Annotated in this window: 21 protein-coding genes; 10 read left to right on the top strand and 11 right to left on the bottom strand. The window is 74.4% G+C overall.

The genetic code is table 11. The features are described from left to right. Positions 1–3,223: 3,223 nt before the first annotated feature. From ACSLIC_RS15005 to ACSLIC_RS14990, 4 genes are all read right to left on the bottom strand, one after another. The gene (locus ACSLIC_RS15005) at positions 3,224–3,382 is read right to left on the bottom strand and encodes a DUF6760 family protein (protein WP_436738196.1); all 159 of its coding nucleotides are present in this window, start codon (positions 3,380–3,382) and stop codon (positions 3,224–3,226) included. Continuing rightward, positions 3,379–3,861 (bottom strand): hypothetical protein, encoded by a 483-nt coding sequence (locus ACSLIC_RS15000; RefSeq protein WP_436738195.1) that lies wholly within the window; start codon positions 3,859–3,861, stop codon positions 3,379–3,381. Before ACSLIC_RS15000 ends, ACSLIC_RS15005 begins: the two co-directional genes overlap by 4 nt. Continuing rightward, complete coding sequence (locus tag ACSLIC_RS14995) at positions 3,861–4,304, bottom strand: phage tail protein (protein WP_436738194.1); 444 nt, start codon at positions 4,302–4,304, stop codon at positions 3,861–3,863. Before ACSLIC_RS14995 ends, ACSLIC_RS15000 begins: the two co-directional genes overlap by 1 nt. A gap of 73 nt (positions 4,305–4,377) precedes the next feature. Next, a complete protein-coding gene (locus tag ACSLIC_RS14990) occupies positions 4,378–5,997 on the bottom strand; it encodes a phage tail sheath family protein (protein WP_436738193.1) in 1,620 nt (539 codons plus the stop codon). Between the two features lie 333 nt (positions 5,998–6,330). On the opposite strand from ACSLIC_RS14990, the gene ACSLIC_RS14985 reads away from it, so the two are divergent. Both ACSLIC_RS14985 and ACSLIC_RS14980 read left to right on the top strand, forming a co-directional pair. Then, positions 6,331–7,851 carry a COG1470 family protein gene (locus ACSLIC_RS14985; RefSeq protein ID WP_436738192.1) on the top strand — a complete coding sequence of 507 codons (1,521 nt, stop codon included), beginning with the start codon at positions 6,331–6,333 and terminating at the stop codon, positions 7,849–7,851. Positions 7,852–8,056: 205 nt separating this feature from the next. Continuing rightward, positions 8,057–9,577: a COG1470 family protein gene (locus ACSLIC_RS14980; protein WP_436738191.1), complete on the top strand. Its 1,521-nt coding sequence runs from the start codon at positions 8,057–8,059 to the stop codon at positions 9,575–9,577. 64 nt (positions 9,578–9,641) lie between these two features. Here the strand turns inward: ACSLIC_RS14980 and ACSLIC_RS14975 are convergent, their stop codons facing one another. From ACSLIC_RS14975 to ACSLIC_RS14965, 3 genes are all read right to left on the bottom strand, one after another. Then, positions 9,642–11,774 carry an ATP-binding protein gene (locus ACSLIC_RS14975; RefSeq protein ID WP_436738190.1) on the bottom strand — a complete coding sequence of 711 codons (2,133 nt, stop codon included), beginning with the start codon at positions 11,772–11,774 and terminating at the stop codon, positions 9,642–9,644. Next, entirely contained in the window at positions 11,771–12,460 is a 690-nt protein-coding gene (locus ACSLIC_RS14970; RefSeq protein WP_436738189.1) for a DUF4255 domain-containing protein, read from the bottom strand. The genes ACSLIC_RS14975 and ACSLIC_RS14970 overlap by 4 nt, the downstream gene beginning before the upstream one ends. A 307-nt stretch (positions 12,461–12,767) precedes the next feature. Next, positions 12,768–13,406 (bottom strand): helix-turn-helix transcriptional regulator, encoded by a 639-nt coding sequence (locus ACSLIC_RS14965; RefSeq protein WP_436738188.1) that lies wholly within the window; start codon positions 13,404–13,406, stop codon positions 12,768–12,770. 353 nt (positions 13,407–13,759) lie between these two features. Between ACSLIC_RS14965 and ACSLIC_RS14960 the strand changes: the two genes are divergently transcribed. Both ACSLIC_RS14960 and nagA read left to right on the top strand, forming a co-directional pair. Then, entirely contained in the window at positions 13,760–14,692 is a 933-nt protein-coding gene (locus ACSLIC_RS14960; RefSeq protein ID WP_436738187.1) for an ROK family protein, read from the top strand. Then, positions 14,692–15,882, top strand: coding sequence for an N-acetylglucosamine-6-phosphate deacetylase (gene nagA / locus ACSLIC_RS14955; RefSeq protein ID WP_436738186.1), 1,191 nt, complete (start codon positions 14,692–14,694; stop codon positions 15,880–15,882). The genes ACSLIC_RS14960 and nagA overlap by 1 nt, the downstream gene beginning before the upstream one ends. Before the next feature lie 22 nt (positions 15,883–15,904). Here the strand turns inward: nagA and ACSLIC_RS14950 are convergent, their stop codons facing one another. After that, positions 15,905–16,036 carry a hypothetical protein gene (locus tag ACSLIC_RS14950; protein ID WP_436738185.1) on the bottom strand — a complete coding sequence of 44 codons (132 nt, stop codon included), beginning with the start codon at positions 16,034–16,036 and terminating at the stop codon, positions 15,905–15,907. A gap of 348 nt (positions 16,037–16,384) precedes the next feature. Here ACSLIC_RS14950 and ACSLIC_RS14945 point away from each other — a divergent pair, with 348 nt between their 5' ends. Next, positions 16,385–17,314: a 1-phosphofructokinase family hexose kinase gene (locus tag ACSLIC_RS14945; protein WP_436738184.1), complete on the top strand. Its 930-nt coding sequence runs from the start codon at positions 16,385–16,387 to the stop codon at positions 17,312–17,314. A 92-nt stretch (positions 17,315–17,406) separates the two neighbouring features. Next, complete coding sequence (locus ACSLIC_RS14940) at positions 17,407–18,252, top strand: class II fructose-bisphosphate aldolase (RefSeq protein ID WP_436738183.1); 846 nt, start codon at positions 17,407–17,409, stop codon at positions 18,250–18,252. 89 nt (positions 18,253–18,341) lie between these two features. On the opposite strand, the gene ACSLIC_RS14935 is transcribed toward ACSLIC_RS14940, so the two are convergent. Together ACSLIC_RS14935 and cdgB are read right to left on the bottom strand one after the other, a co-directional pair. Then, positions 18,342–19,316 carry a carbohydrate-binding protein gene (locus ACSLIC_RS14935; protein ID WP_436738182.1) on the bottom strand — a complete coding sequence of 325 codons (975 nt, stop codon included), beginning with the start codon at positions 19,314–19,316 and terminating at the stop codon, positions 18,342–18,344. Between the two features lie 482 nt (positions 19,317–19,798). Next, positions 19,799–21,529 (bottom strand): diguanylate cyclase CdgB, encoded by a 1,731-nt coding sequence (gene cdgB / locus ACSLIC_RS14930; protein ID WP_436738181.1) that lies wholly within the window; start codon positions 21,527–21,529, stop codon positions 19,799–19,801. A 477-nt stretch (positions 21,530–22,006) separates the two neighbouring features. Here cdgB and ACSLIC_RS14925 point away from each other — a divergent pair, with 477 nt between their 5' ends. Beyond that, positions 22,007–22,594 carry a flavin reductase family protein gene (locus tag ACSLIC_RS14925; protein ID WP_436738180.1) on the top strand — a complete coding sequence of 196 codons (588 nt, stop codon included), beginning with the start codon at positions 22,007–22,009 and terminating at the stop codon, positions 22,592–22,594. Between the two features lie 57 nt (positions 22,595–22,651). Here the strand turns inward: ACSLIC_RS14925 and arfB are convergent, their stop codons facing one another. Beyond that, on the bottom strand, positions 22,652–23,119 hold the full coding sequence (gene arfB, locus ACSLIC_RS14920; RefSeq protein WP_436738179.1) for an alternative ribosome rescue aminoacyl-tRNA hydrolase ArfB: 468 nt from the start codon (positions 23,117–23,119) through the stop codon (positions 22,652–22,654). A gap of 187 nt (positions 23,120–23,306) precedes the next feature. Here arfB and ACSLIC_RS14915 point away from each other — a divergent pair, with 187 nt between their 5' ends. The 3 genes from ACSLIC_RS14915 (at position 23,307) to ACSLIC_RS14905 (ending at position 26,194) form a co-directional block, all read left to right on the top strand. Further along, complete coding sequence (locus tag ACSLIC_RS14915; RefSeq protein WP_436738178.1) at positions 23,307–23,882, top strand: TerD family protein; 576 nt, start codon at positions 23,307–23,309, stop codon at positions 23,880–23,882. Positions 23,883–24,077: 195 nt separating this feature from the next. Further along, the gene (locus tag ACSLIC_RS14910; protein ID WP_436738177.1) at positions 24,078–24,662 is read left to right on the top strand and encodes a GNAT family N-acetyltransferase; all 585 of its coding nucleotides are present in this window, start codon (positions 24,078–24,080) and stop codon (positions 24,660–24,662) included. A gap of 170 nt (positions 24,663–24,832) precedes the next feature. After that, a complete protein-coding gene (locus ACSLIC_RS14905; RefSeq protein WP_436738176.1) occupies positions 24,833–26,194 on the top strand; it encodes an FG-GAP repeat domain-containing protein in 1,362 nt (453 codons plus the stop codon). The last annotated feature ends 21 nt before the right edge of the window (positions 26,195–26,215 follow it).

The following is a 26,215-nucleotide window of genomic DNA, read 5'->3' as shown; positions in this document are numbered from 1 at the left end:
ACCGGGTGGGCCCCGCCCCCGGGCCGCGCGGGCGCGGGTGCCGGGGCGCGCGGGGGCACCGGAGAGGGCGGACCGGCGGCGGGCCGGGGCAGCGGGGGGCGCGCGACGGCGGGCGGCTGCGCCGGTGCGGGCGCGGCGGAACGCTGGACGACGGGCCGGTGGGCGTCCGTACCGGCACTGGCCGCGCTCGGTACGGTCCGGACGGGGTGCGGACGCACGGCGGCCGGGGCGGGGCGCACCGGCGCGGGGCCCGGAACCGGGGCGGACGGTCGCGAGGAGCCCGGCACGGCACGGGAGACGGCCGGCACCGCGGGCGCCCGCGGTGCGGTCAGACGCCGTACGGGGGCCGCGGCGGCGGTGGGTCGAGCCGCCTGGTCACGTCCTCCCGGGGCCGACGCCGGAGCGTAGCCCGCCGCCCCGGCGGGGGACGCGGAACGCGGCGGCGCGGGCGCCGGAGTGAGCCCGGCGGCGGTGACCGGCCCGAAGGAGCCCACCAGGGCGGCGCCCGGTGCGGGCGGCGGCACCGGAGCGGCGGCGGCCGGACCCGCGGACACGCCGGGCGCTCGCACCACGGACGGCCGGGGCGCGGATGAGGGCCGGGCCGGGGACGAGCGCTGCACGGACGGCGCGCTGCCCGGACGGCCGGACCCGGACGTGCCCCCGGCCACGGGCCGCACCGGCACGGAGCCCGCGGACGGGCCGGGGGCGGGAGAGGCGCCGGGCGCGGCAGGGATGCCCCGCACGGATGTGGTGCCGGTGGCGGACGAACCGCCGGCGGACGGCAGGGGACGGGTACGGCGGGCGGGCGGGGCGGCGGGACCCGGGGCGTGCCTTCGCACCGGCACCACCGGCAGCGGCGCTCGCTGCACGGCCGGCGCGGCGGCGGGCCGGACCGGGCCGGAACCGCCCGCCGGTGCGGCAGGTGCGCTGCGTCGGCCGGCGGCGCTCCCCGCCGATCCGCCCGCCGGCCGCGCGGGCACGCCTGGGACGGCCGACGGGCCTCCGGCGACCGGGCCGGACCGAGGGGCCGCCGTGGGAGGCGTGGGGGCAGCAGGGACGCCGGCCGGGGAGCCGGGGGTGGAGACGGGACTCGGAGTGTGTGCGGCACCCGGTGCGGGCGCCGGAGCCGGCCGCACCGGAGGTTCGGCCACAGGACGGGCACCGCCCTGCGGACCGCCCTGCGGACCGCCCGACGCGGGTACGGCGTCGGACCGTGCCGGGCCCGGGACGGCGAGCGGCCGGGTCGGCGGACCTCCGGCCCGTCCCGTGGTCGGGCCGCCCGTCGCCGGGGAACCCGGCCGCGCGGGGACGACCGGGCGGACGGGGGCACCGGATGCCGCGACCGCGCCGATCACCCCGGCGTCGGAACCTGCCGGGCCGGACGTGCCGGAGGCGCTGGGGGAACCCGCGGATCTGGCGCCGGTCGCCGGACCGGGACCGGCGCTGACGGCCTGCGTCCGCCCGGCCGGTGACACCGCGTCAGAAGCCCTACGCCGCTGGACGGGAGGGACCGGAGCGGTACCACCCGCGGGTGCCACGGGGCCCTGCGCGGGGGGCGCGGGGGACGCCGCCGGGGGGCTGAGCACCGCGACGCGTGGGACGACGGGGGCACGGCCGGAAGCCGGCGTGGCGGCCGGACCCTCGGCGGGCCGGGGGCCAGGCCCCGTGACGCGTGGAACAGAGGGCGTGCGGCCGGACGCCGGGACGACGGCCGGGCCCTCGACCGGCCGGGGGCCAGGCCCCGTGACACCTGGGACGACGGGAGCACGGCCGGAAGGCGGCGTGGCGGCCGGGCCGTCGGCGGGCCGGCTCGACGGGGCGCCCAGCCCCGGCCGGACGGCCGGACGCGGACCGGGCGTGCCCGTACCGGAGTTGCCCGTACCCGGGGCGCTCTTGGCGGGCGCACCCGCCGCGGGCGTCGGCCTGGTGGGCGTACCCGCTCCGGGCGTGCCGGTTCCCGGGGAGGTGGACGGGCGCGCGACGGAGGCCGGGCCGGCCGAAGCGGGCCCCTGGGCCGGTGGCACAGCGGCGGCACCGCCGGGCGAGTGCGACCTCGCCGACGGCGCTTGGGCCCCGGAGGGACGCGGGGGTGCGACCGCCGGCGCCCCCGGTGCGGGCGCGGACGGCCGTACGACGGGAGCGGCGAGGCCCGGACGGCGGCGGCCGGCGGCCGGCGGTGCCGAGGGAGGCACCGCCCCCGCCGTCGAGGGGCCGAGCGGCGGGCGTCCGGGGGACGCGGGACCGGCCGGTCCGGCCGCCCGGTCGGGAGCGTTCGCCGCGCGTCGCTGGACCGGGCGCGGGGCGGCGGGGGCGCGGTCCGGCCGGACCGCGCCGGGGGCACCCGCCGGTCCCGGCTGCCGGGGGCCCGGCGGCTCGACCCGGGCGGAGCCGCCACGGGGCCCGCCCCCGCCCCCGTCCCCGTCCGGGCGCGGGGCGGGGTCGGCGGCGGGCCCGGCCGGGAGCGGGGTGCGAGGGGCCGGGGCCGAGGCGGCGGGAGGCGCGGCGGACGCGGAGGCCCGCGCGGGCGTCCCGGCCGACGACACCGGGGCGGGTGTCGACGCCGGGGCGGGTGTCGGCCTGCTCGGTGTCACTGCGGGGAGCACCCGGCGCTGGACGGCGCCCGGGGCCGAGGCCCGTGTGAGCGGCGTCGGCGCGGCCGGGGGCCGGGGCCGGGCGGGCGCGACCCGGGGGCCCACGGCGCGCTGCACCGAGGGCCCCTGCCACTCACGTCGGGGGGCCGGGGCGTCATCCGCCCCGGTCTGCTCAGGACGGGCCGGTGCGGCCGGGGCCACCGGGGAGAGCGTGGTCCCGGCGGCCGGGCCCGAGCCCAGCGCGAAGGACGCCACGTCCTTGATGAGGCCGGTCGGCGCGTCGTCCAGGACGGCGTGCGAGAGGGTCCCGGAGAAGGAGTGGTTCTGCCAGGTGGCCAGCGAGCCGGCGAACTCCGCGGACGCGACCGTGTGCCGGGCCGGCGTCAGCATCGCACGCTGGATCGGCGGCAGACCGGCCCAGCCGCGTCCCTGGCCCAAGGCACCGGGGGCGGTGCCGGGAACCGCCCCGGGGGACGGCTCGGGGGCGGGGCCGGGAACCGCCCCGGGGGACGGCTCGGGGGCGGGGCCCGGCGAAGCGCCGCCCCCGCCCGTGCTCCGCTCGTGGTCCTGACCGTGGCCCGGGGCCCGGCTCCCGTCCCTTCCACGGCCCTTGAACCGGTCGAAGATACCCATCACCGCTCCGTTGTCGCTCGCGTCACCAACGTGGCGATCTGATCGGCGAATCGCCGCCGCTCACGGTGTTCCAGATCCAGAATGTCGTCGAGGTTCCAGTGGAAGTGGTAGGCGATGTACGCGATCTCCTCATGGATGCGGTCGGTCGCGTACGTCACGATTCCCCCAGGCGGCTCCCGCCGAGCTCGACCTCGAAAGGCTGCTCGCAGTGCGGGCAGGACACTCCGGCCCTGGTGTGGCCCTCGGCGTTGATCTGACGGTAGAAGTCCTGCAGAAAGGCGAGGTCGGAGGCGAACATGTTCTCCACCACGCCGTCGTGCATGTGCGGCACGGTCCCCAGCTGGGTGATGACCCGGCCGAGCAGGACCACCGAGAGGTACGCGGGGTTCTCCTGCACCCGCATGTCCCTCAGCGGGATCAGCTCGTCCCGGGCGGTCGCCAGCCGCATGACACCCTCGCGGTGCACGGTTCCCGTGTCGTCCACGTATCCGCGCGGCAGCTCGAACGCGAACTCGGTCCGCAACTGCTGCCGCACGGGCGGTGCTTCCGCCGGGGCGACGGCCGCTTCCGCCACGGCCGCGGGAGCGGCCGTGGCGGAAGCGGCGTCGGCGGCGGGCCTGGCAGGTCCGCGGCGCATTACTCCGTGACCAGCTCTTCGTAGACGATCGTGACGGTCTCGGTCATCACGGACGCCTCGCCGGCCGTCGCCGCCGCGCCCATCACCTTGGTGCACCAGGCGTTGCGCAGGTGCTGCCGGCGGACCGGGTTGAACTGGTAGTCCATGTAGATGATGCTCGCGTTCTTGCGCGCCGAGGCCATGTCGCCGCGGAGCGAGGCGTTGATCCACTCGTTGAACGCGGTGGACTGCTCCATGCCGCGCGTGACGGTGGTCTCGCCGGCCTTCTTCACGCCGGGCATCTTCTTGGTGATCGGCTGGCCGTTCGCCGAGACCTGCTGGTACTCGATGACGTCCTGCTCCATGCCGACCTCGCCGACGGCGTGCAGGTACTCGACCATGACTCCGTCGATCTGGAGGCCGAAGTTGTGGGTAGTGAGGGCGTCACCCTGGGAGAGACTCATGAAAAGCCGTTCCTTCTACTGAGGCTGGGACCTGTGGCTGTACGCGAAGTGGAGCGGTTCGAGAGTGCGGCGCCTACTCCTCCAGCTCGCCGCTGCCGCCGGAGAACTGGGCCAGCCGGAAGATCACGAACTCGGCGGGCTTGACCGGCGACACGCCGATCTGGCAGATGACCCGGCCCAGGTCCACCGACTCCGGCGGGTTGGTCTCGGCGTCGCACTTCACGTAGTAGGCGTCCTCCGGCGTGGCTCCGAACAGCGCGCCGCTGCGCCACTCCGTGACCAGGAACGCGGAGATGTTCCGCCTGATCCGGGCCCACAGCGCCTGGTCGTTGGGCTCGAAGACCACCCACTGCGTGCCGTTGAGGATCGACTCCTCCAGGTAGTTGAAGTACCTGCGGACGTTGAGGTAGCGCCAGGCCGGGTCGGAGGAGAGGGTGCGCGCGCCCCAGACGCGGATGCCGCGGCCGGGGAAGGTGCGGATGCAGTTCACACCGATCGGGTTGAGCAGGTCCTGCTCACCCCGGGTGATCTGCATCTCCAGGTCGACGGCGCCGCGGACGACCTCGTTGGCGGGGGCCTTGTGCACGCCGCGCTCGGAGTCGTTGCGGGCCCAGATGCCGGCGACGTGACCGCTCGGGGGGATCAGCCGGGTCTGGCCGCCCGCCGGGTCGAAGACCTTGATCCACGGGTAGTAGAGCGCCGCGTACTTGGAGTCGTAGTTGGACGTCTCCTGGCGCCAGACCCGGATCTGCCGGGCGTTGAGGCCGGGCGGCGGGTCGATGATCGCCAGCCGGTCGCCCATCAGCTCGCAGTGGGCGATCAGGCCGAGCTGGACGGCCTTGACGGCCTCCAGGTCGATCGCGCCGCGCTGGTAGGCGGCCATCAGGTCGGGGACCGCGACCATCGAGACCTCGTCCACCGCTTCGAGACCACCGAAGCCGGTGCGGTCGGCGGAGTCACCCAGGTACTCGGCGATGCCGACCGACTCGCCCTCGGGCGCCTCCGGGACCACGGGGGCCAAGGCGGCGGGGGCGTCGAGGGCGACCGTCTGGTTGTCGGGGCGGGCGAGCTGCGAGGCCGCCGCCGCCTCCTGGACGGAGATCAGCTTCGAGCCCTGCTTGACCTGCGTGACCACGTAGTTGCGGGCGCTCTTCTTCGCCGAGACGTCGAAGGTCTCGACGGCCTTGGCGCCGTCCTTGACGACCAGCCGGAAACGCTCGGCGGGGCCCTCTCCCTCGGAGTCCGTGACCTCGACGCTGAGGGTGCCGCTCTCGCCCGGCGCGATGGCCGCGACCTTGAACGTGCCGAGCGCCTGCGCCTGCCCGGCCGGCAGTGCGGCGGGGGTTCCGGCGCCGGCGACGGCCGAACGGCCGCGCTGCCCGGCGGCCTCCTCGCCGCCCTCGCCCGGCGTGCCCGCGACTCCGCCGGGGGCTCCGCCCACCCGGACCACGTAGGCGGCCGAGCCGCCGTTGTTGAAGAAGCCGTACACCGCGTGGGCCAGGAAGTAGCCGTCGGTGAACTCACCGAAGGAGGCGACGTACTGGGTCCAGTTGGTGACCAGCGTCGGCTCGTTCAGGGGGCCGACGGGCGCCAGCCCGACGAAGGCGGCGACCGAGGTGCCGACACCTTCGATGGGGCGAGAGCCGCTGGCCACTTCTTCCACGTACACGCCAGGCGACAGGTAGGACGGCATGCTCTGCTCTCCTCGGGGTACCGATATACGACCAGATTCACCTTCGCCGGTCGGGCGCACGCGGGTAAACGTCCTCCGGTGCCTCATCAAGGGCACCTAAAATGCCCCCAGGGGCAACGGGGGGCGGCTGGGGAACCCGATTCCGCCGTCAGCGGTCCCCGCAGCACCCGGTGAGGGCGGCGCCCAGAGGCCGCGGCGGGGGCACGGCGCCGAGGTCTTCCAGCGGGGCCGCGCACCGGGGGTATTCGAGGGCAGCGGGCGTCGCCCTTCGGGCAACGGGACTACCCGGCAGCCTCTGACGTGGGCGATCCGGTCCGCAGTAGCGTCGGCGAGGTGACCACCTGGACCTCCCTGGAACCCGCCTCGACCACGGTCGACCCGGGCAGCAGCACCACCGTGCGACTGCGTCTGCGCAACACCGGAGACGTCGTCGACGAGTACCGCTTCGAGGCGGTAGGCGACGTCGCCCCCTACGTCTCGGTGGAACCGCCCTCCCTCAGACTCTTTCCAGGAACCACGGGGGTCGTGGAGCTGACGTTCGCCCCGCCGCGCACTCCGGACGCGACGGCGGGCCCGCACCCGTACGGGGTACGCGTCCTGCCCACCGAGAACCTGGAAGCCACCACGGTCGCCGAGGGCAACATCACCTTCACCACCTTCACAGAGATACGGGCGGAGCTCGTCCCCCAGACCGTCAAGGGCCGCTTCCGGGGCCGCCCCAGGCTGGCCGTCGACAACCTCGGCAACACCGTACTCACCGCATCGATAGCCGGCGGCGACACGGCCAGCGACGACCTCTCCTACGAACTCGTCCCCGCCAACGTCCAGATCCAGCCCGGCCGCGCCGCCTTCGTCGACGCCACCCTGAAACCCCGCCAGATCACCTGGGTCGGCTCGAAACAGGACCGCCCCTACGAACTGGCCGTACGACGCGCCGGGTTCGAACCACTGAAGGTCAACGGGACATTCACACAACGCGGCCTGCTGCCCCTGTGGATGATGACGACGCTGAGCCTGCTGCTCGCCCTCACCATCACCGGCCTCGTGCTCTGGTTCACCTACAAGGCACCCGTACGCACCCTCGCGACACCCAAGACCGAACAGGCCGCGGCCACCGCACTGCCGGAGGAACCACCCGAGCAGCCGCGCGAGAAGCCCAAGCAGGAACCGGAACCCGCCCAGGAGCCCGAGGCCCCGAGCGGCGGCGGCGAGGAGCCCGAGGAAGAGCAGCCCAAGCGGACCGTACTGCCCCTCACCTCACAGGACGAGCCCAACCTCTTCGTGGAGTTCGCACAGGTGCGACTGGAAGTGGGAGCGGGCGGCTGCCAACTGACCGAACCGCACACGACGGGCAAGCTCGACACCGCGACGGAAGAAGCGCTGAAGTGCTTCCAGCAGTCCAACGACACGAAGTACGGCCACTTCAGCACGCTGGTGGAGACCGACGGGCTCGGGAACCTGGGCCGCAGCACGATGACCGCCCTCATCGCGGCGCACTTCGTCGACACCAAGGCGGTCCCGCTGAACCTGGACGAGGCCAGCCCGGAGGTGCCGTGGGTGCGGAACATGCTGCTCTGGAGCACCCAGGCCGAGATCGACAACGGTGATCTGCAGGTGGCGACCGATGCCACCAGGGCCAACATCGCCTACCTGCGGCAGCAGGGGCAGCACGCGGAGAAGCCCACCCCCGGACTCATCTCCAGGATCAAGGAGTACCAGGGCATCCTCTCGGAGGACCGGAACGGCCAGATCGACGAGTTGACGCTCAACAAGCTGAAGGCGGGCTGGATCAAGGCGCAGGACGAGACCGGCACCGTGACCGCCGAGGACTGGCTCCCGGCGCCGACACAGTAAGGACCGCGCCGCGGGCCCGGCGGACAGCCCGGCGCCGTCGAACACGCGGCCCCGATCCCGCCGGGCCCCAACCGGTAGGCGGCGACGACTTCCAGCGGGGCCGCGCACCGGGGGTATTCGAGGGCAGCGGGCGTCGCCCTTCGGGCAACGGGACTACCCGGCAGCCTCTGACGTGGGCGATCCGGTCCGCAGTAGCGTCGGCGAGGTGACCACCTGGACCTCCCTGGAACCCGCCTCGACCACGGTCGACCCGGGCAGCAGCACCACCGTGCGACTGCGTCTGCGCAACACCGGAGACGTCGTCGACGAGTACCGCTTCGAGGCGGTAGGCGACGTCGCCCCCTACGTCTCGGTGGAACCGCCCTCCCTCAGACTCTTTCCAGGAACCACGGGGGTCGTGGAGCTGACGTTCGCCCCGCCGCGCACTCCGGACGCGACGGCGGGCCCGCACCCGTACGGGGTACGCGTCCTGCCCACCGAGAACCTGGAAGCCACCACGGTCGCCGAGGGCAACATCACCTTCACCACCTTCACAGAGATACGGGCGGAGCTCGTCCCCCAGACCGTCAAGGGCCGCTTCCGGGGCCGCCCCAGGCTGGCCGTCGACAACCTCGGCAACACCGTACTCACCGCATCGATAGCCGGCGGCGACACGGCCAGCGACGACCTCTCCTACGAACTCGTCCCCGCCAACGTCCAGATCCAGCCCGGCCGCGCCGCCTTCGTCGACGCCACCCTGAAACCCCGCCAGATCACCTGGGTCGGCTCGAAACAGGACCGCCCCTACGAACTGGCCGTACGACGCGCCGGGTTCGAACCACTGAAGGTCAACGGGACATTCACACAACGCGGCCTGCTGCCCCTGTGGATGATGACGACGCTGAGCCTGCTGCTCGCTCTCACCATCACCGGCCTCGTGCTCTGGTTCACCTACAAGGCACCCGTACGCACCCTCGCGACACCCAAGACCGAGCAGGCGGCGGCCACCGCACTGCCGGAGGAACCACCCGAGCAGCCGCGCGAGAAGCCCAAGCAGGAACCCGACCCCGCCCAGGAGCCCGAGGCCCCGAGCGGCGGCGGCGAGGAGCCCGAGGAAGAGCAGCCCAAGCGGACCGTGCTCCCCCTCACCTCACAGGACGAGCCCAACCTCTTCGTGGAGTTCGCACAGGTGCGACTGGAAGTGGGAGCGGGCGGCTGCCAACTGACCGAACCGCACACGACGGGCAAGCTCGACACCGCGACGGAAGAAGCGCTGAGGTGCTTCCAGCAGTCCTTCGAGAAGTGGGGCGGCTTCAGCCCGCTGCTGAAGTCCGACGAGCCCGGGACCCTGGGTCGCAGCACGATGACCGCCCTGATCGCGGCGCACTTCCCGGAGGAGCAGGGGGTCCCGCTGAACCTGGACGAGGCCAGCCCGGAGGTGCCGTGGGTGCGGAACGCGCTGCTCTGGGGCACCCAGGTCCAGATCGATGACAACGACCTGGAGGTGGCGACCGCCGCCACCAGGGCCAACATCGCCTCCCTGCGGGGGCAGGGGCAGCACGCGGAGAAGCCCACCCCCGGACTCATCTCCAGGGTCAGGGAGTACAAGCGCGCGATCCGCAACGACGACGACACCGAGGAGATGGACCGCACGACGGTCACCATGATGTCGCTGGGCTGGATCAAGGAGCCGGAGAAGACCGGCACCGTGGTCGCCAAGAACTGGCTCCCGGCGCCGACGCAGTAGGCAACGCGCCGCGGGCCCGTCCCCACCGCTCGGGTGGGGGGCGGGCCCGCGGCGCGTCGGCGGCCTACCAGGTCGCGTCGTCCAGGACGAGTCGGCCCGCCTTGCGGTACTCGCGCCGGGCGCCCGCCAGGAGGTCGGCCGTCGACACGGTGTCGCCGCGGCCCGCCGCCGCGTAGGCGGCCGTGACGACCGCGCTGCGGATGGACCCGCCCGCCAGCTCGAACTCGGCCGCGCAGGACGTCGGGTCGACGTCGTCGGCGCACGGGACGTGGGCGAGGCTGTGCCGCCAGAGCGCGAGGCGCTGCTTCGCGTCGGGGAAGGGGAAGTCGACCACCAGGTCCAGCCGGCGCGTGAAGGCGTCGTCGATGTTGGAGCGCAGGTTGGTGGTCAGCAGGGCGATCCCGTCGAACGACTCCAGGCGCTGGAGGAGGTAGGCGCTCTCCATGTTGGCGTGGCGGTCGTTGGAGCTGCTGACCTCGGACCGCTTGCCGAAGACGGCGTCGGCCTCGTCGAAGAGCAGCACCGCGTCCGTGCGGTCGGCCTCGGTGAAGATCCGCTCCAGGTTCTTCTCGGTCTCCCCCACGTACTTGTCCACGATGGACGGCAGCTGCACGACGTAGAGGTCGAGGCCGAGTTCGCCCGCGACCACCTCGGCGGAGAGCGTCTTGCCGGTGCCGGAGTCACCCGCGAAGAGCCCGACCACGCCCCGGCCGCGCCCGCCTCCCGCGCTCAGCCTCCAGTCGCCGAGCACCCGGTCGCGGTGCTGGGCGCGCAGGACCAGCTCGTGCAGGTGCGCCAGGGGGCCCGGGGGCAGGACGAGGTCCGTCCAACCGACGTCCGGCCGGATGCGGCGGGCGTGCCGCTCCAGGCCGGAGGCGGACTGCTGGCGGGCCGCGAGCCGCAGGTGCCCGGCGGACAGCTCCGCACCGTCGAACGCGGCGCGCTCCCGTGCGGAGCGGGCGGCGCGCTCGATCCCGCCGGGCCCCAACCGGTAGGCGGCGACGACCGGCGCCAGGTCGAACTCCGGCTCCACGGGACCGAGCGCCGCACGCCAGACGCCGAGGTCCCCGGCCCGCTGCCGGGGGGCGTCCAGCACGATCGGGTCACGCCCCCGCTCACACCACTGCGGGTCGTACGGGCGCGGGTCCACGAGCAGCACCGGGACGTCGTCGGCCGCGAGGCCCCGGATCAGCTCGTCGGGCCGCTCGGGGAGCGGACTCACCACGACGGCCCGGCCGGTCAGCCGGGCCTCGCGGAGCAGTTCCCGGTACGGGAGGCGCTCGCCCTGCGGCCGTTCCACCGGCGCGTGTTCCTGGGACCGCTGCCCGGCCGGGCGCTCTCCCGGGGAGAGGTGCAGGGCCGGGATGCCGGCCGTGCCGAGGGCGACGGCGGCGAAGGCGAGTCCGTCGCCGTCGCGGTGCTCCCGCAGGTAGACGGTGAGCGGGCGCTCCGCTAGGTACTCGGCGAGCCGGCGCACCAGCGGATCGGCGCCGTACGCCGCGCCGGTGTCCGCCGCGCCCTCCCCGGGCGGGCACGGGAGTGGCCGCACGGTGCCGTCCAGCGCCGGGTCCGGGGTGTCGTCGCCCAGCAGATGGGCCACCACCCGGTCGGGGACGCGCAGGGAGCGGCTGAGGAAGGGGCGTTCGGGCTCGTCGACCTCGATCAGCCCGTGGGCCAGGAGCCGGGCGGCGGGATGGAACCTGGCCCGCCCCGCAGTGGAGTGCGTGGGCACCCCGCACAGGTCGAGCGCGAGTGCCACGGTCGCCCGGCGGCGTGTGACGTCGTCGTTGAGGTAGCCGTAGAGCTGCTCGAACGTGCGGTCCAGGTCGGGCGCCAACGCGATCAGCAGGATCTGGGCGTCGAGCGGGCTGAGGCGCAGCCCGTGGAGGCGGTCGCCCTCGGGCGGCTCGCCCGGCTCCTGTGGCCCGTCCTCGGAGGCCGCCGCCCCGGGGTCCCCCGGCGGGGCCGGGACACCGGGGGTGCCGGGGAGCTCCTCCGGGTCGTGGACAGGCGGCGCGTGCCCGGCGCTCCCCGCGCCGCGGAACAGGACGTGCCGCACCGCCTCGTCCGTCAGGAACATCCCGCGCATCGGGTCCGTGGCCGACGGATCGGTGGCGCTGCGCTGCTCGACGAGGAAGGCCACGCGCTCGCGCAGCCCCGCGAGCCGTTCGAGCAGCGGCAGGGAGAGGTCGCTCACTTCTGCCGCTCCCGGGACGCGCCGGCGGAGCCGTGCTTGCGCGCGAACTCCTCCTTGGCGGCGTCGACGCTGACCGCGCTGTGGAAACGCGCCGTGCCGTCGTCCGGCCGCCCCTCCGTCCCGCGCACCTCGACGCCGAGCCCCTCGGTGACGGCCGGGCCGACCCGGTACTCCGGGTACGCCAGGAAGGGTGCGGTGATCACCACGTCGAGCGAGGGCTTCAGTTCGCCGCCGAGCGCCGACCAGATGTCCGCGAGGGAGCGCGCCTCGGTGTGCACCCCCGCGACGGTCAGCGGGACGGAGAGGCCCAGTTCGGCGAGTGTGCCGCCCAGCTCCTCCGGCGGAAGGATCTCCTTGGGCAGCAGGGTGTGCAGGACGGCGGAGAGCAGCCGGTGCTCGTCCTCGGGGCGCTTGGTCCAGGCCGTCACGAGGTAGGAGAGCCGGAACCAGCGGGGCGGCTGGTGCTGCTTGAGGACGATCCCCTGCTCGTCGCGGAGGGACACCTTGCCGCGCTGGCGCCGCGTGGTGTCCTCGCGGATGTCGTAGAGGTACGCGTCGATGGTCGGGGTGTTGCGCCGGGCCGCCCAGTCGCGGGTCGGGGCGTCGAAGGTGACCTCGACGTCGGAACCGGCGAAGGCGCCGCCGGTGAGCAGCCCCTTCAGGAGGTCATCCACCTCATGGATCACGGTCGGCCTGCCCTTTCACGTTCCGCTCGCCGACGGCACCGCCCGTCGCCGAACGGCCGTCGCGGAACGACCTGTCATGTGTCGGTCGGTCACTGCTGTCGGTCGGTCACTGCTGTCGGCGGACACCTCAGCCGGCCGGACCACGAGGGCCCGGCGGGGCACGGGCGCCGCGGCGCGGAGCATCCCACTCCATCGTCGCCGCCGGGGCCCTGGCCCCGCGAGGCACCCGGGGGCGGCCGGGGGCAGAGCTTCTACCCCCGCGCGGGCCCCTCCTGCCCTCGGGGCCCTTGCCCCGGCGGTCGGCTCGTCAGATATAGCCCTCCCGTAAGGCGTAGGCCACGGCATGGGCGCGGTTGCGGAGTTGCAGACGGGTCGTCAGTCCGTGCATGACGTTCTTGACGGTGCGTTCGGAGTACGAGAGCCGGCCGGCGATCTCCGCGGTGTCCATTCCCTCGGCCACCAGCCGGAGCACGTCGACCTCGCGCGGCGCCAGCCCGGACGCCGTTCCGGCCGACACGCCGGTCGTGCCGCGCTGCAGCCTGCCGACCTGGGTGATGAGTCGGCCCAACAGGTCCGAGGGCAGGTCCCCTTCGCCCCGGGAGGCCGCCAGAACCGCCCGGAGCAGCCGGTGCCCGGTGGCCTCGCGCCGCCAGACGATCGCGCCGACGCCGTACTCGATCACCTGGAGCAGTTCGGCCTCGCGGATCACGCTCGTGACGAGGACGGCGTTGGGCCCGTCGGCGCGTGCCAGCAGCCTCAGCCGCGCGAGCGTCGGTTCGTCCAGAGTGTCGGCGAGTAGGACGGCGACCGTGCCGGGCCGACCGGTGCCCTCATCCAGCAACTCGACCTCGGCGTGCCGACGGAGCTGGCTGACCGCCCCGTCCATGGACAGCGGGTCCGAGGCATGGATCTCCACGGGAACTCTCACCGGGGCTCGATGAACCATGCCTCGCGTCCTCGCAACTCACGTCATGGAACGGAACGTTCCTGCTCCTTTCATCTTTTCATGTACCGAAGGGGCAACGACAACATGGCCCGCCGCGACCCCGGCCACGAGATCAGCGCCAGGCACCCGAAGAACCCACCTGAACCGCAAGCCCATCGGAACCCGCCACAGCCAAGCCGCCCCCAGCCGAACGGCAGCCCGGCCGGCGCTTGAGGCCGATCAGTGACCACCACCGTCAAGCCGAACCCCAGCCGAACGGCAGCCCGCCGGAGGCACCCCCGCCTCGTCAGCGCGCCGCAGGCGATTTCCTCACTGGACTAGACCTCTCCGTCCCCACCGGTCAGACTGTCCGGGTGAGACATGTGATCGCGCTCGATGTGGGCGGCACGGGAATGAAGGCCGCTCTGATCGGCCCGGACGCCGAGCTGCTGCACGAGGCACGCCGGGACACGGGCCGCGACCGGGGCCCGGACGCCGTCGTGGCCTCGATCCTCGACTTCGCCGCCGCCCTGCGCGCCCACGGCCTGGCCGAGTTCGGCGAGGAGCCCGCGGCGGCGGGCGTCGCCGTGCCCGGCATCGTGGACACCGAGAAGGGCGTCGCGGTCTACGCGGCCAACCTCGGCTGGTCCGGCGTCCCGTTGCGGGACATGCTCACCGCCCGCCTCGGCGGCATCCCGGTCGCCCTCGGCCACGACGTGCGCACCGGCGGCCTCGCCGAGGGCCGCGTCGGGGCCGGGCGGGGGGCGGACCGCTTCCTGTTCATGCCGCTCGGCACGGGCATCGCCGGTGCCATCGGCATCAACGGCGTCATCGAACCGGGCGCGCACGGCTCCGCCGGGGAGATCGGCCACGTCGTGATCCGGCCCGGCGGCATCCCGTGCGGCTGCGGCCAGCGCGGCTGCCTGGAGCGGCTCGCCTCCGCCTCCGCCGTCTCCCTGGCCTGGGCCGCGGCGAGCGGCGACCCGAAGGCCGACGCCGCCGACTGCGCGAGCGCGGTCGAGGCCGGTGATCCGAGGGCGGTAGCCGTCTGGCAGGAGGCGGTGGACGCGCTCGCCGACGGGCTGGTCATGGCCGTCACCCTGCTGGACCCGCGCACCCTGATCATCGGTGGCGGCCTCGCCGAGGCGGGGGAGACGCTGTTCGCACCGCTGCGGGCGGCGGTGGAGGAGCGCGTCACCTTCCAGAAGCTCCCCACGATCGTCCCGGCGGCCCTCGGGGACACCGCCGGATGCCTGGGCGCGGGACTCCTCGCCTGGGATCTACTCGCCACGGAGGTATCCGCCTGATGGCCGCTCCCGCACGCAAGGTACTGACCGGCGCCCGGGTGGTGCTGCCCTCCGGCACGGTCGACGACGGCGAGGTCGTGATCGACGGCGCGCGCATCGGCGGGAGCGCTCCCTCGGCAGGCCAGGAGCCCGGGGCAGAGCACTGGGACCTGTCGGGCCACTGGGTCGTGCCCGGTTTCGTGGACCTGCACAACCACGGCGGCGGCGGCGCCTCCTTCACCTCCGGCACCGTCCAGGACGTACTGACCGGCATCGCCACGCACCGCGCGCACGGCACGACGACCCTGGTCGCCTCCACGGTCACCGGCGAGATGGAGTTCCTCGCCGCCCGCGCCGGGCTGCTCTCGGAGCTGACCGAGCAGGGCGACCTGGCCGGCATCCACTTCGAGGGCCCGTTCATCTCCCCGTGCCGCAAGGGCGCCCACAGCGAGGCCCTGCTGCGCGACCCGCGCCCCGCCGACGTGTCGGCCCTGCTCGACGCCGCCCGGGGCGCGGCCCGCATGGTCACGCTCGCCACCGAACTCCCCGGCGGTCTGGACTCCGTACGCCTGCTCGCCGAGCGGGGCGTCATCGCGGCGGTCGGCCACACCGACGCCACGTACGAGCAGACGGTGGAGGCGATCGACGCCGGCGCGACCGTCGCCACCCACCTCTTCAACGCGATGCCGCCGCTGGGCCACCGCGCCCCCGGACCGATCGCGGCGCTGCTGGAGGACGAGCGGGTCACGGTCGAGCTGATCAACGACGGGACGCACCTGCACCCGGCCGCGCTGGAGCTGGCGTTCCACCGCGCGGGCGCGGACCGGGTCGCGTTCATCACCGACGCGATGGACGCGGCCGGATTCGGCGACGGCCGCTACCTGCTGGGCCCGCTGGAGGTCGACGTGGTCGACGGGGTGGCGCGGCTGGTGGAGGGCGGATCGATCGCCGGCTCCACCCTCACGCTGGACCGCGCCTTCCGCCGGGCCGCCCTGGTCGACAGGCTCCCGGTCGACCAGATCGTGCGGGCCCTCTCCGCCAACCCGGCGCGGCTGCTGGGCCTGGCGGACCGGATCGGCTCGCTGGAGCCCGGCAAGGACGCCGACCTCGTCGTCCTGGACGAGGATTTCGAGGTCAAGGGCGTCCTGCGGCAGGGCGAATGGGTCGTCAGGCCGCAGGTTCCGGCGGCGGCCGGCCCTTCGGCGGCCTGAGCCGGCCCCGGCCCTCCGACCGTCAGACGGACTGCCCGCCGGGCCGCACGACGACGGTGTTGACGTCGACCCCGGCGACACTGCCGGTCAGGACGATGCGGCCCTTGCTCTCCTTGAGCGCGGGCAGTGCGTACCGGACCAGCCCCCACCTCACGCCCCGACACAGCCGTCTTCTGAGCCCACCCGGCGCGCAAGACGGCAGAAGCCCGCCGGACCGGCTTGAGGCCATCAGTAGCCGGCACCGTCGAGACAAAGCCCAGCCAGAACAGCCCGGCCGGCGCTTGAGGCCATCGGTGACGGCACCGTCGAGACGGAGCCCAGCAGAAGACCCCCCAGGCCCGCCCCCGGGCCCGGCCAGGGCCAGCCGGGAAGCCCAACTCCCCACACCCCCAGCCCCTTTCCGCGGCCCCGCCGCATCCCTTAGGTTTGGCATGATCAGGCCACGAAACCGCAGGCAGACCCCCCGCCCCCGAGGCGGGCCAGGCAGCACAGGGCTGGAACCGTGATCCTCACCGTCACTCTGAACACCGCAGTAGACCTGACCTACCACGTCCCCGCCCTGCGCGAACACACCACCCACCGCGTCACGAAGACCCTGGAGCGCCCGGGCGGCAAGGGCCTCAACGTCGCCCGCGTCCTGGCCCGGCTCGGCCACGCGACCGCGGTCACCGGCTTCGCGGGCGGCCCCACCGGCACCTGGCTGCGCGAGGCCCTGTCCCACGAGCCCCGCCTCAGGGACGCCCTGGTCCCCGTCGGCGGCACCACCCGCCGCACCGTGGCGGTGGTCGACGCCGCCGCGGGCACCACCACCCAGTTCAACGAGCCCGGCCCCACCGTCACCGCCGCCGAGTGGGAGGCCCTGAAGCGGGCGTACACCACCCTGCTCCCCGGCGCCGAGGCCGTCGCCCTCTGCGGCAGCCTCCCGCCCGGTGTCCCCGTCGGCGCCTACGCCCACCTGATCCGTGAGGCCCGCGCCGCGGGTACCCCCGTCCTCCTGGACACCAGCGGCGAACCCCTGCGCCGGGGCATCGCCGCCCGCCCCGACCTGGTCAAGCCGAACGCCACCGAACTCGCCGAGCTCACCGGCACCCGCGACCCCCGCCGCGCCGCCCGCGCCGCCCGCCGCCGGGGCGCCCGCGCGGTGGTCGCCTCGCTGGGCGCCGAGGGCCTGCTCGCCGAGACCCCGGCGGGCGCCTGGCGCGCCGCACCGCCCGCCCCGGTCCGCGGCAACCCGACGGGCGCGGGCGACTCCGCCGTGGCCGGGTTGCTCTCCGGCCTCGCCGAGGGCGCCGGCTGGCCGGACCGCCTCGTCCGGGCCACCGCCCTCTCCGCCGCGACCGTGCACGCCTCGGCCGCCGGGGAGTACGACGAGGCCGCCTACCGCGACCTGGCCTCCCGCATCACCACCACCGCGCTGCCCGGGGCCGCCTGACCCGGCAGGGGATGCGCCCGGCCCCGTAGCACCGAGCCCGACCGGACGCGGCCGACCGGCCGACGTCAGCCCACACCCGCAGGGGGAGAGCCGTGCCACTCGTACCGACCGGGGAACTCGTCACCGAAGCGGCGGCCACCGGCCGGGCCGTCGCCGCGTTCAACGTCATCACCCTCGAACACGCCGAGGCCGTCGCCGCCGCCGCCGAGGAGGCGGGGCTGCCCGCCGTCCTCCAGATATCCCAGAACGCCGTCGCCTACCACGGCCACCGGCTCGGCCCGATCGCCGCCGCCACCGGCGCCGTCGCCCGCTGCTCCACCGCGCCGCTCGCCCTCCACCTCGACCACGCCGACTCCTGGGAGCTGGTCGAGGCCGCCCCCGCCGAGGGGTTCGGCTCGGTCATGTACGACGCCTCGCGGCTGCCCGCCGCGGAGAACCTGCGCCGTACCGCCGAGGCCGTACGGTTCGGCCACGCGCACGGCCTGTGGGTGGAGGCGGAGCTCGGCCGGATCGGCGGCAAGCCCGGCGAGGCGCCGCTCGACGCGCACGCCCCCGGGGTGCGTACCGACCCCGCCGAGGCGACCGCGTACGTGACGGAGACCGGGGTGGACGCGCTGGCGGTGGCCGTCGGCTCCTCGCACGCCATGACGGAGCGGACCGCCGCCCTCGACCACGCGCTCATCGCCGCCCTGCGCACCGCCGTGCCGGTCCCCCTGGTGCTGCACGGCTCCAGCGGGGTGCCCGACGAGGAGCTGACCCACGCGGTCCGCTCCGGCATGTCGAAGATCAACATCGGGACGGCGCTCAACCAGGCGTTCACCGCCGCCCTCGCCGCCCACCTCACCGACCACCCGGACCCGCGCCCCTACCTCTCGCCGGCGCGCGCGGCGGTACGGGGCCGGGCGCGCCACTTCCTGACGGTGCTCTCCGGGGTCTGAGCGGCACGGAGGACGCGTACGCGAAAGGGCCGGGCCGCCCCGGAAGGGGCGGCCCGGCCGCGTACCTCAGCGCGTGCGTGCGGCGGGCGTCAGCCCTGCGTGCCTTCCTTCAGCCACATCTGGTCGAAGTTGGCGTCGCACTCGTTGCCCTCCTCGCAGGAGAGGGTGATGGTGTTGGTGCCCTTGGTGAGGTTGACCACGGCCCAGGTGTTGACCCACTTGTCGGTCCACTCGCCCTCTTCGACCTGGGCGAAGTTGTCCATGTTGAGCGGGCGCTCCTGGGCCTTGCCGTTGACGAAGATCGTGGCGTTGGCGGCCTTGCCGGGGACTCCGTAGGAGACGCGCAGGCTGTAGCCGGCGTCCTCCGGGATGCCGTTGACCGTCCAGGTCACCTTGGCGCCGACGTTGTTGAACCCGGCGACGTACGTCCCGGCCTCGGCGCCCTGGATGTCGGAGGCGGTGACGGTGCCGCCCTCCAGCTTGAGGGCCTTGGCGTCGGTCTTCGGCAGGTCGACGGGCTTCTGCTCCGCGTCGTCCTTCGGCTCCTTCGGCTGTTCCCCGGCGCCCTCGCCGCCGCCGGCGTCGGCGGTCGGCGCGGTGTCCCGGCCGGCCTCGTCGCTCTTGTCGTCGCCGGAGGTCATCGTGGCGACGATCACCACGATCACCGCGACCACCACCGCGATGGCGCCGATCAGCAGCATCCGCGTGTTGGGCCCGCCCGAGCCGGAACCGCGCCCGTGCCCGCCGCCGGGCCCCACCGGCGGCGGCGCGCCGTGCTGCTGCTGCGGCGGGACGCCCTGCGGCGCCTGCCCGTACGGCTGCTGCTGGGGCGGGTAGCCGTACCCCTGCTGCCCCTGGGTCTGCTGTCCGCCGTAGCGCCGCTCGCCGACCGGGCGCACCTGGTTGTACGAGGAGCGGGGGCCGGGGTAGCCGTAGCCGCCGCCCCCGCCTGGCGGGGTCGCACCGGCGGCCTGTCCGTCGGCGTACAGGTAGCCGAAGGGGTCGTCGCCCTCGGGCGTGCCGTTGTCGCCAGAGGCGCCGTTGTTGCCAGGGCCGGGTGTCATCCCGTGGTCACTCCTCAAACACGTACCGGAATCGCAGGGTCATCGACTCGGCGAGCCTACCCGTTCGATCTGACGGAAAGGGGTGATGTGCACCTCCCCCAGGTTTCAACTCGCCTACAGCTACGGGTGCGTCCGCTCCCGGGGGGCCTTCGCGGCTGTGCCCGGACTCACCTTCGAGGGCGCTACGGGCATACGGCCCACTCAGCCCCGGCCTCGCGATCCTCGTCCGGAGCCGGCGTAGCCCTCCACGCACCCGACGTCCCCGCCGTGGCCGCGCCCGCCTCCCCTCCACGCGCCTCACCCGCGGCGGACCGAAGCCGGCTCTCCATGCTGCTGCGGACGTCGAGCACCACCGGCGCGTCGACCTGGACCCCGCTCCCCGCGTCGCGACCGGCCGCCGCCCCTCCGGTTCCCACGAGGAGCCGCCCCCGGTCCTGGCCGGGGGCCGGGCCGGGCTCGGCGATCCGGTGGCCGCCGGGCGCCTACCCGGCCCGCCGCTGCTGCTTCGAGCGGGAACGTTTCTCGATGTACATCCGCTGGTCGGCGGATTGCAGGACTTCCTCCACGGACATGCCGCAGTGCGCCCACCCGATGCCGAAACTGGCTCCGACGCGCACGGCGCGGCCGTCCACGCGGATGGGCGGGATGATCGCGTTCCGCAGCCGCACCGCGAGGTCCTGGGCGTCGGCGGCGCAGAGGCCGTCCGCGAGGACGACGAACTCGTCGCCGCCGAGCCGGGCCACGGTGTCGCCGTCCCGGACGCCGCTGGTGAGGCGGCGGGCCACTTCGATGAGGACGGCGTCGCCGGTGTGGTGGCCGAACCGGTCGTTGATCGACTTGAAGCCGTCGAGGTCGCAGAAGAGCACCGCCAGTCCCTTGGCGCCCTCGCTGTCCTGGTCGCCGTCCTCGTCGGGGGCGACGGTGTGCACGTGGTGCTCGTACGGGGCGACGCCGAAGCCCGCGCCGGTGGGCCCGGCGCAGTGGCGGGCGCCGCCGAGGCCGAGGCCGAGGTCGAAGTCGTGCGCGTCCGGGTCGTAGGACTCGCCGTCGGCTGCCGGGCCGGGGAACGAACCGGGGGCCGGCCCGCCGTAGGCGGCGTCGAGGGTGTCGACGGCGCTGGGGCGGTCGGCGTGCGGGCGGCTGCAGAGGCGGGCGGAGAGGCGGGCGCGCAGTTCGGCGCTGTTGGGCAGGCCGGTGAGGGCGTCGTGGCTGGCCCGGTGGGCGAGCTGCATCTCGTGGCGCTTGCGCTCGGTGATGTCCTCGACGTGGGTGAGCAGGAGGCGGGGCCCGTCGGTGGCGTCGGCGACGACGGAGTTGCGCAGGCTCACCCAGAGGTAGGCGCCCTCGCTGGTGGAGAGGCGGACCTCGGTGCGACCGCCCTCGGCGCTGGTGCGCAGCAGGGTGCCGATGTCCTCGGGGTGGGCGAGGTCGGAGAAGGTATAGCGGCGCAGGGTGCCCGCGCGTCGGCCGAGCAGGCGGCAGAGGGCGTCGTTGGCGCGGAGGATGCGGCCGTGCTGGTCCCCGCCCATCTCGGCGATGGCCATGCCGCTGGGGGCGAACTCGAACGCCTGGCGGAAGCTTTCCTCGCTGGCACGCAGTGCCTGCTGTTCGCGTTCCAGGCGGACCAGGGCGCGCTGCATGTTGGAGCGGAGCCGGGCGTTGGATATCGCTATCGCGGCCTGGAAGGCGTACATCTGGAACGCTTCCTGACCCCAGGGGCCGGGGAGGCGGCCGTTGCGCGGGCGGTCCACGGAGATGACGCCGAGGAGTTCGTCGCCGCCGGTGGCGTAGAGGGGGGCGAAGAGGCGGTCGCCGGGGTGCCACTCGTCCTCGAAGCGGGGGGCGGGGGCCGGGGTGTACCAGCCGGGGACGCCGTCCTCGTCGAGCGCCCACGCCTCGGTGTGCGAGATGAACCGCAGGTCACCCCAGTGTTCGGCGATGGACAGGCGGTGGTCCCAGGCGTGCCGGGGGCCGACCTGGCCGGTGAGGAGGGCTTCGGCGGAGGAGTTGCCGGCGACGGCGGCGACGACGAGGTCGCCGTCGGCCTGGACGAGGTTGACCGCGGAGATTTCGTAGCCGAGGCCGGTGACCACGCCGTCGGCGACGGTCTGGAGGGTGTCCGCGAGGCTGCGGGCGGTGTTCAGGTCCGCGACGACCTGGTGCAGCTGCCGCAGGGTCGCAAGGCGGACGTAGGGCTCCGACTCGGTCCCCATGCGCTCTCTCCCTGAGACCTCGACAGCAACTCCAGGATGGGCAGCGTCCCTCAGTGTCACGTCATCCGTTCCCGGCCACTGAATCACAGCGAGCTGTTCACCCGGTACACAGGGTCAACTAAATGTGCGCCATGTGTCCCAAGTCACATAACCGGAGGGTGACTTCGACGGCTTGCGGCATATTCACCCGGAGTTGCTCAGGCCCTGCCCGAACCTGGGCGGAATGCGCATCCCCCCCGATCTCGGAAGGCATCCTTCCGCTCATCCTCCCGCCACTCTCAGGCACCTCGCGGTCACAAGCGGCCTGATTCGGCCAACACCGCCCGGCCCGCGCCCCCGGAGCGGATCATTCCGGAATGCGGCGAACCCGTGCGAACGATGCCGGAACCTCCGGCGGAGGTCGGACCCGGGACCTAGGTCCTCGCTGGTTCCCGCGGCCGATGCGACCCTCCAGGACCGGGGACTAACGTGACGAACGTGTTCACGACCAGCGCTACTTCCGGCACCCCCACGCCCGCCGCTCCCGCCGCCCCGTCCGCCGGGCCGGGGCATGCTGGTGGGGTGAGCGACGAAGAGTTCCGCGCCGCCATGTCCCGGCTGGCGGCGGGCGTGGTGCTGGTGACCGCGCACGATCCGCAGGACGGCCCGCGCGGCGAGGACGCCGGGATGACCGCCACCGCCTTCGTCTCCGTCTCGCTCGACCCGCCGCTGGTGATGGTGAGCGTGCGGACCGGCTCGCGGATGGACGACGTCCTGACCGACCAGCCGCTGTGGGCGGTCTCACTCCTCGGCGAGGACCAGCGCGACATCGCGGGCCGCTTCGCCATGCGCGGGCGCCTCAGCGACAGCCTGCTCTTCGCCTCACTCCCCCACACCCGGGGCGAGTACACCGGCGCCCCGCTGGTCGAGGGCGGCCTCGGTTCCGTGGAGTGCCGCACCGAGCAGCGCGTGCTGGCCGGGGACCACACCCTGCTGATCGGCCGCGTCCTGTCGGCCGCCCTGCCCTCCGCCGAGGGCGGGCCCCTCGTCTACTACCGGGGCCGCTACCGCCACCTCGGCCGATAAACGCCCCGCGTGGCCCGGGACCGGGTCGCGCGGGTGTATCGCGGGCACGCGGGCGGCTCACCAGTCGCCGCCGCGCCCCCGGTTCCGCTTCACTTCGGAGCGCTGCTTCTTCTCGCGCAGCCTGCGCTCGTTGATGCCGCGCGGGACACGGGTGGCGCGGCGCTGCTTGGGCGGCGGCGCGGTGGCCTCGCCGAGCAGGGAGACCATCCGGTCGAGCGCGGTCTCGCGGTTGCGCCACTGCGAGCGGTGGTCGCTGGCGCGGACGGCGAGGACGCCGCCGGTGAGCCGGCCCGCGAGCCGCTTGAGCGCCCGCTCCTTCCACGCCTCGGGCAGCGCCTGGGTGGCCGCCAGGTCGAAGCGCAGCTCCACCTGGCTGTCGCTGGTGTTGACGTGCTGCCCGCCCGGGCCCGAGGAGCGCGAGAAACGCCAGGTCAGCTCGGATTCGGGCAGGACGACCGAGCCCCTGATGACGCGCCCGCCCGCGCGGGCGGGCTTCGGGGTGCCGGGCTTTCGGTCGGTGGACATGCCACCCATGGTCGCGCGTCCCCGGGGGTGCCGTCACCTCGGTTTCGCTCGCGGCGGGCGATCCGCGCGTCTCGGCGAAGAAGGCGAAGAGAGAGGGAACCCTGCGGGGTGGTTGCGGCGTTGCAAAGGGTGACGGCAGCTTCGTCACGCGTACGAAGCCCGCGACACACGACGAAAGGGACATCCCATGGCTGTAAGCCTGTCCAAGGGCGGCAACGTCTCGCTCACCAAGGAGGCTCCCGGCCTGACCGCCGTCACGGTCGGCCTCGGCTGGGACGTCCGCACCACCACCGGTACGGACTTCGACCTCGATGCCTCCGCCATCGCGGTCAACGCCGAGGGCAAGGTCTACTCCGACGGCCACTTCGTCTTCTTCAACAACAAGCAGACGCCGGACCAGACCATCGTCCACACCGGTGACAACCGCACCGGCGCGGGCGAGGGCGACGACGAGGCGATCAACGTCAACCTCGCCGGCCTCCCCGCCGACATCGACAAGATCGTCTTCCCGGTCTCGATCTACGACGCGGAGACCCGCTCGCAGAACTTCGGCCAGGTGCGCAACGCCTACATCCGCATCGTCAACCAGGCCGGCGGCACCGAGATCGCCCGCTACGACCTGAGCGAGGACGCCGCCACCGAGACCGCCATGGTCTTCGGCGAGCTGTACCGCAACGGCGCGGAGTGGAAGTTCCGCGCCGTCGGCCAGGGGTACGCCTCGGGCCTGGTCGGCATCGCCCAGGACTTCGGCGTCAACGTCTGACCGGCGCTCCCTGCCCCGCCCGGCCCTCCGTCCCACCCCGGAGAGCCGGGCGGTCGCGGTTTCCGGGCCCGGCTGCGGGACGGCCGCCCACGCTCCGTACGGCCGCCTCCGGGTGCCCGTCCCGGCTCGCCGCCGCAGAATCGAAGCCCCGGCTCCGGCCGGACCGGGGTGGTGCGGACGAGGGAGTGAGCGCGCGTGGCCGCCATGTACGTCGACATCGTGACCCCGGACGACGCGGCCCTGCCCGGCGCCCTGCTCACCGAGATCACCGAGGTCTACGCCTCCGCGCAGGCGTTCCACGAGCTGACCGGTGACTTCCCGGACGCCGGGGACGTCCGCGTCCCCCAGGTGGCGGCGGCCCTCGCCGACGAGTTGTCGGTGCCCGGCAGCGTCGTCCACCTGGCCCGGGTCAGGGGCGAGCTGGTCGCGGTCGCCGTCACCCTCGACCGCCACCCGGCCGACCCGGACGACCCCGACCCGTGGATCGGGCTGCTCCTGGTCCACGGCGAGCGGCGCCGCGAGGGGCACGGCCGCGCGCTCGCCGACCACCTGGCCGCCCGCTTCCGCGAGGCGGGCCGCACCGGGCTGCGCCTCGCGGTGCTCGACGCCGACACCGGCGCCCTCGCCTTCTGGCGGGCCCTCGGCTACACCCCGATCGACCACCGCCCCGACCTGCGCCGGGGCCGCGAGTCCACGGTGCTGCGCCGGGACCTGGCCGCGCCCGGGGACGGCCGGGCGGAGGCGGCGACCGAGGGTGCCGCTTCGACGGACGACGCCTGAGGCGTACCGCCTTCCACGCCCCCTTCGACCGCCGGGCCGACGGCACGGACGAGGCCGTCCCGCGCCCCCCGAACGCGCGCCCTGACCAGGGGCCCTGTTCTGCACCACCCCGGTAACAGAACCCTCCGTCTCCTTGCCCGGGGCCGGTCCGCGCGGGTGGAGTCGGGGGAATGGGTTCCTCGACAGCGGGCAGGGCGTTCCGCCGGCGGCCACGCGGACGGCAGGTCATGGTGACCGTTCTGGCGGCGGTGGCGGTGCCGGCTTACCTCGTCCTCCTCCCCACCGACCAGGTGGCACCGGTCCCCGGCAGCCCCTGCCGCGCGTCCGGACCGGCCGGCCCGGACGCCACGCACGCCCCCGACCTCGACGGGGACGGCTTCGGCGAGCTGGTCCACGAGGGCTCCCAGGACCCGGAGGACTTCGACGTGGTCATCGTCCCCGGCTCCGCGCGCGGCCCCGTCGCCGACCGGGCCACCGTGCTGGACCGGGACGACCTGGGCGTGCCCGACGCCATCCAGGCCGTCGACGACGCCTGGCGGCCCACCGTCGCGGACCTCGACGGGGACGGCCACCTCGACCTCGTCGTCAGCGGGGCCGCCCGGGTGGTGTGGGGCGGACCGGACGGCCCCCGGGCGGACGGCCCGCGCGGCCACGTCCCCCTGCCGGACGGGCCCTACCACAGTGCCCCGGTCGCCGGGGACTTCGACGGGGACGGCCACACCGACCTCGTGGCGTTCCGGCCCTCCCCCGAGAAGACCGAACTGGTCGTCTTCAAGGGCCCGTTCGCACGCTCCGGCGCCCCCGCCGCCACGGTGGGGCTGCCCACCCCGGTCGACAAGGCCGTCTCCCCCCGGTTCCTCGTCGGCGACGCCGACGGCGACCGCGGCGCCGACCTCGCCGTGTACGACTCCCCGTACGACCCGCCGCAGTTGCTCACCGGCGGCGCGGACACCCCGAGCGGCCTGAGCGCGGAGCCCGAGCCGCTGCCGGAGGGCGAGAGCATCGCCTTCGGCGACTTCGACGGGGACGGGCTGCGGGACGTCGCGGTCGGCCGGAGCTTCGTCGATCCGTACGACGAGGTGGAGACGCCCGACCTGCGCGGTCAGGTCCGGATCGCCTACGGCAAGGAGCCGGGGGCGTGGGTGACCGTGGAGGGCGGCGGACCTCGGGAGGGGTTCGGCACCCTGCTCGAAGCCGGCGACCTCGACGGCGACGGCTGCGACGACCTGGCCGTGCAGCTGACCCGGAAGAAGGAGGAGGGTGACGCCCGGTTCGAGGTGCTGCACGGCGGCTCCACGTACGGGCTCGCCTCCGAGCCCTGGCGTACCTTCCGGCGTACCGTCACCCAGCCCGCCGGGCCGGTCGACGACTGCTCGGCCGTCTGCTCGGTCGACGCCTCGCTCTTCGCCGGCGCCGACTGGAACGCCGACGGCCGCACCGAGCTGGCCCTGAACGGCGCCGGGCGCTGGTGGTTCACCGACGGGACCCGCCGGGGCGAGGTGTCCGTCGTGGAGCCCGACCGCGAGGGCTGAGGCCCGGCGGGGGGGGCGCGG

Source organism: Streptomyces sp. BBFR102, from assembly GCF_051397025.1.
Taxonomy (GTDB): Bacteria; Actinomycetota; Actinomycetes; order Streptomycetales; family Streptomycetaceae; genus Streptomyces.
This window is presented reverse-complemented; position numbering and strand designations above follow the sequence as displayed.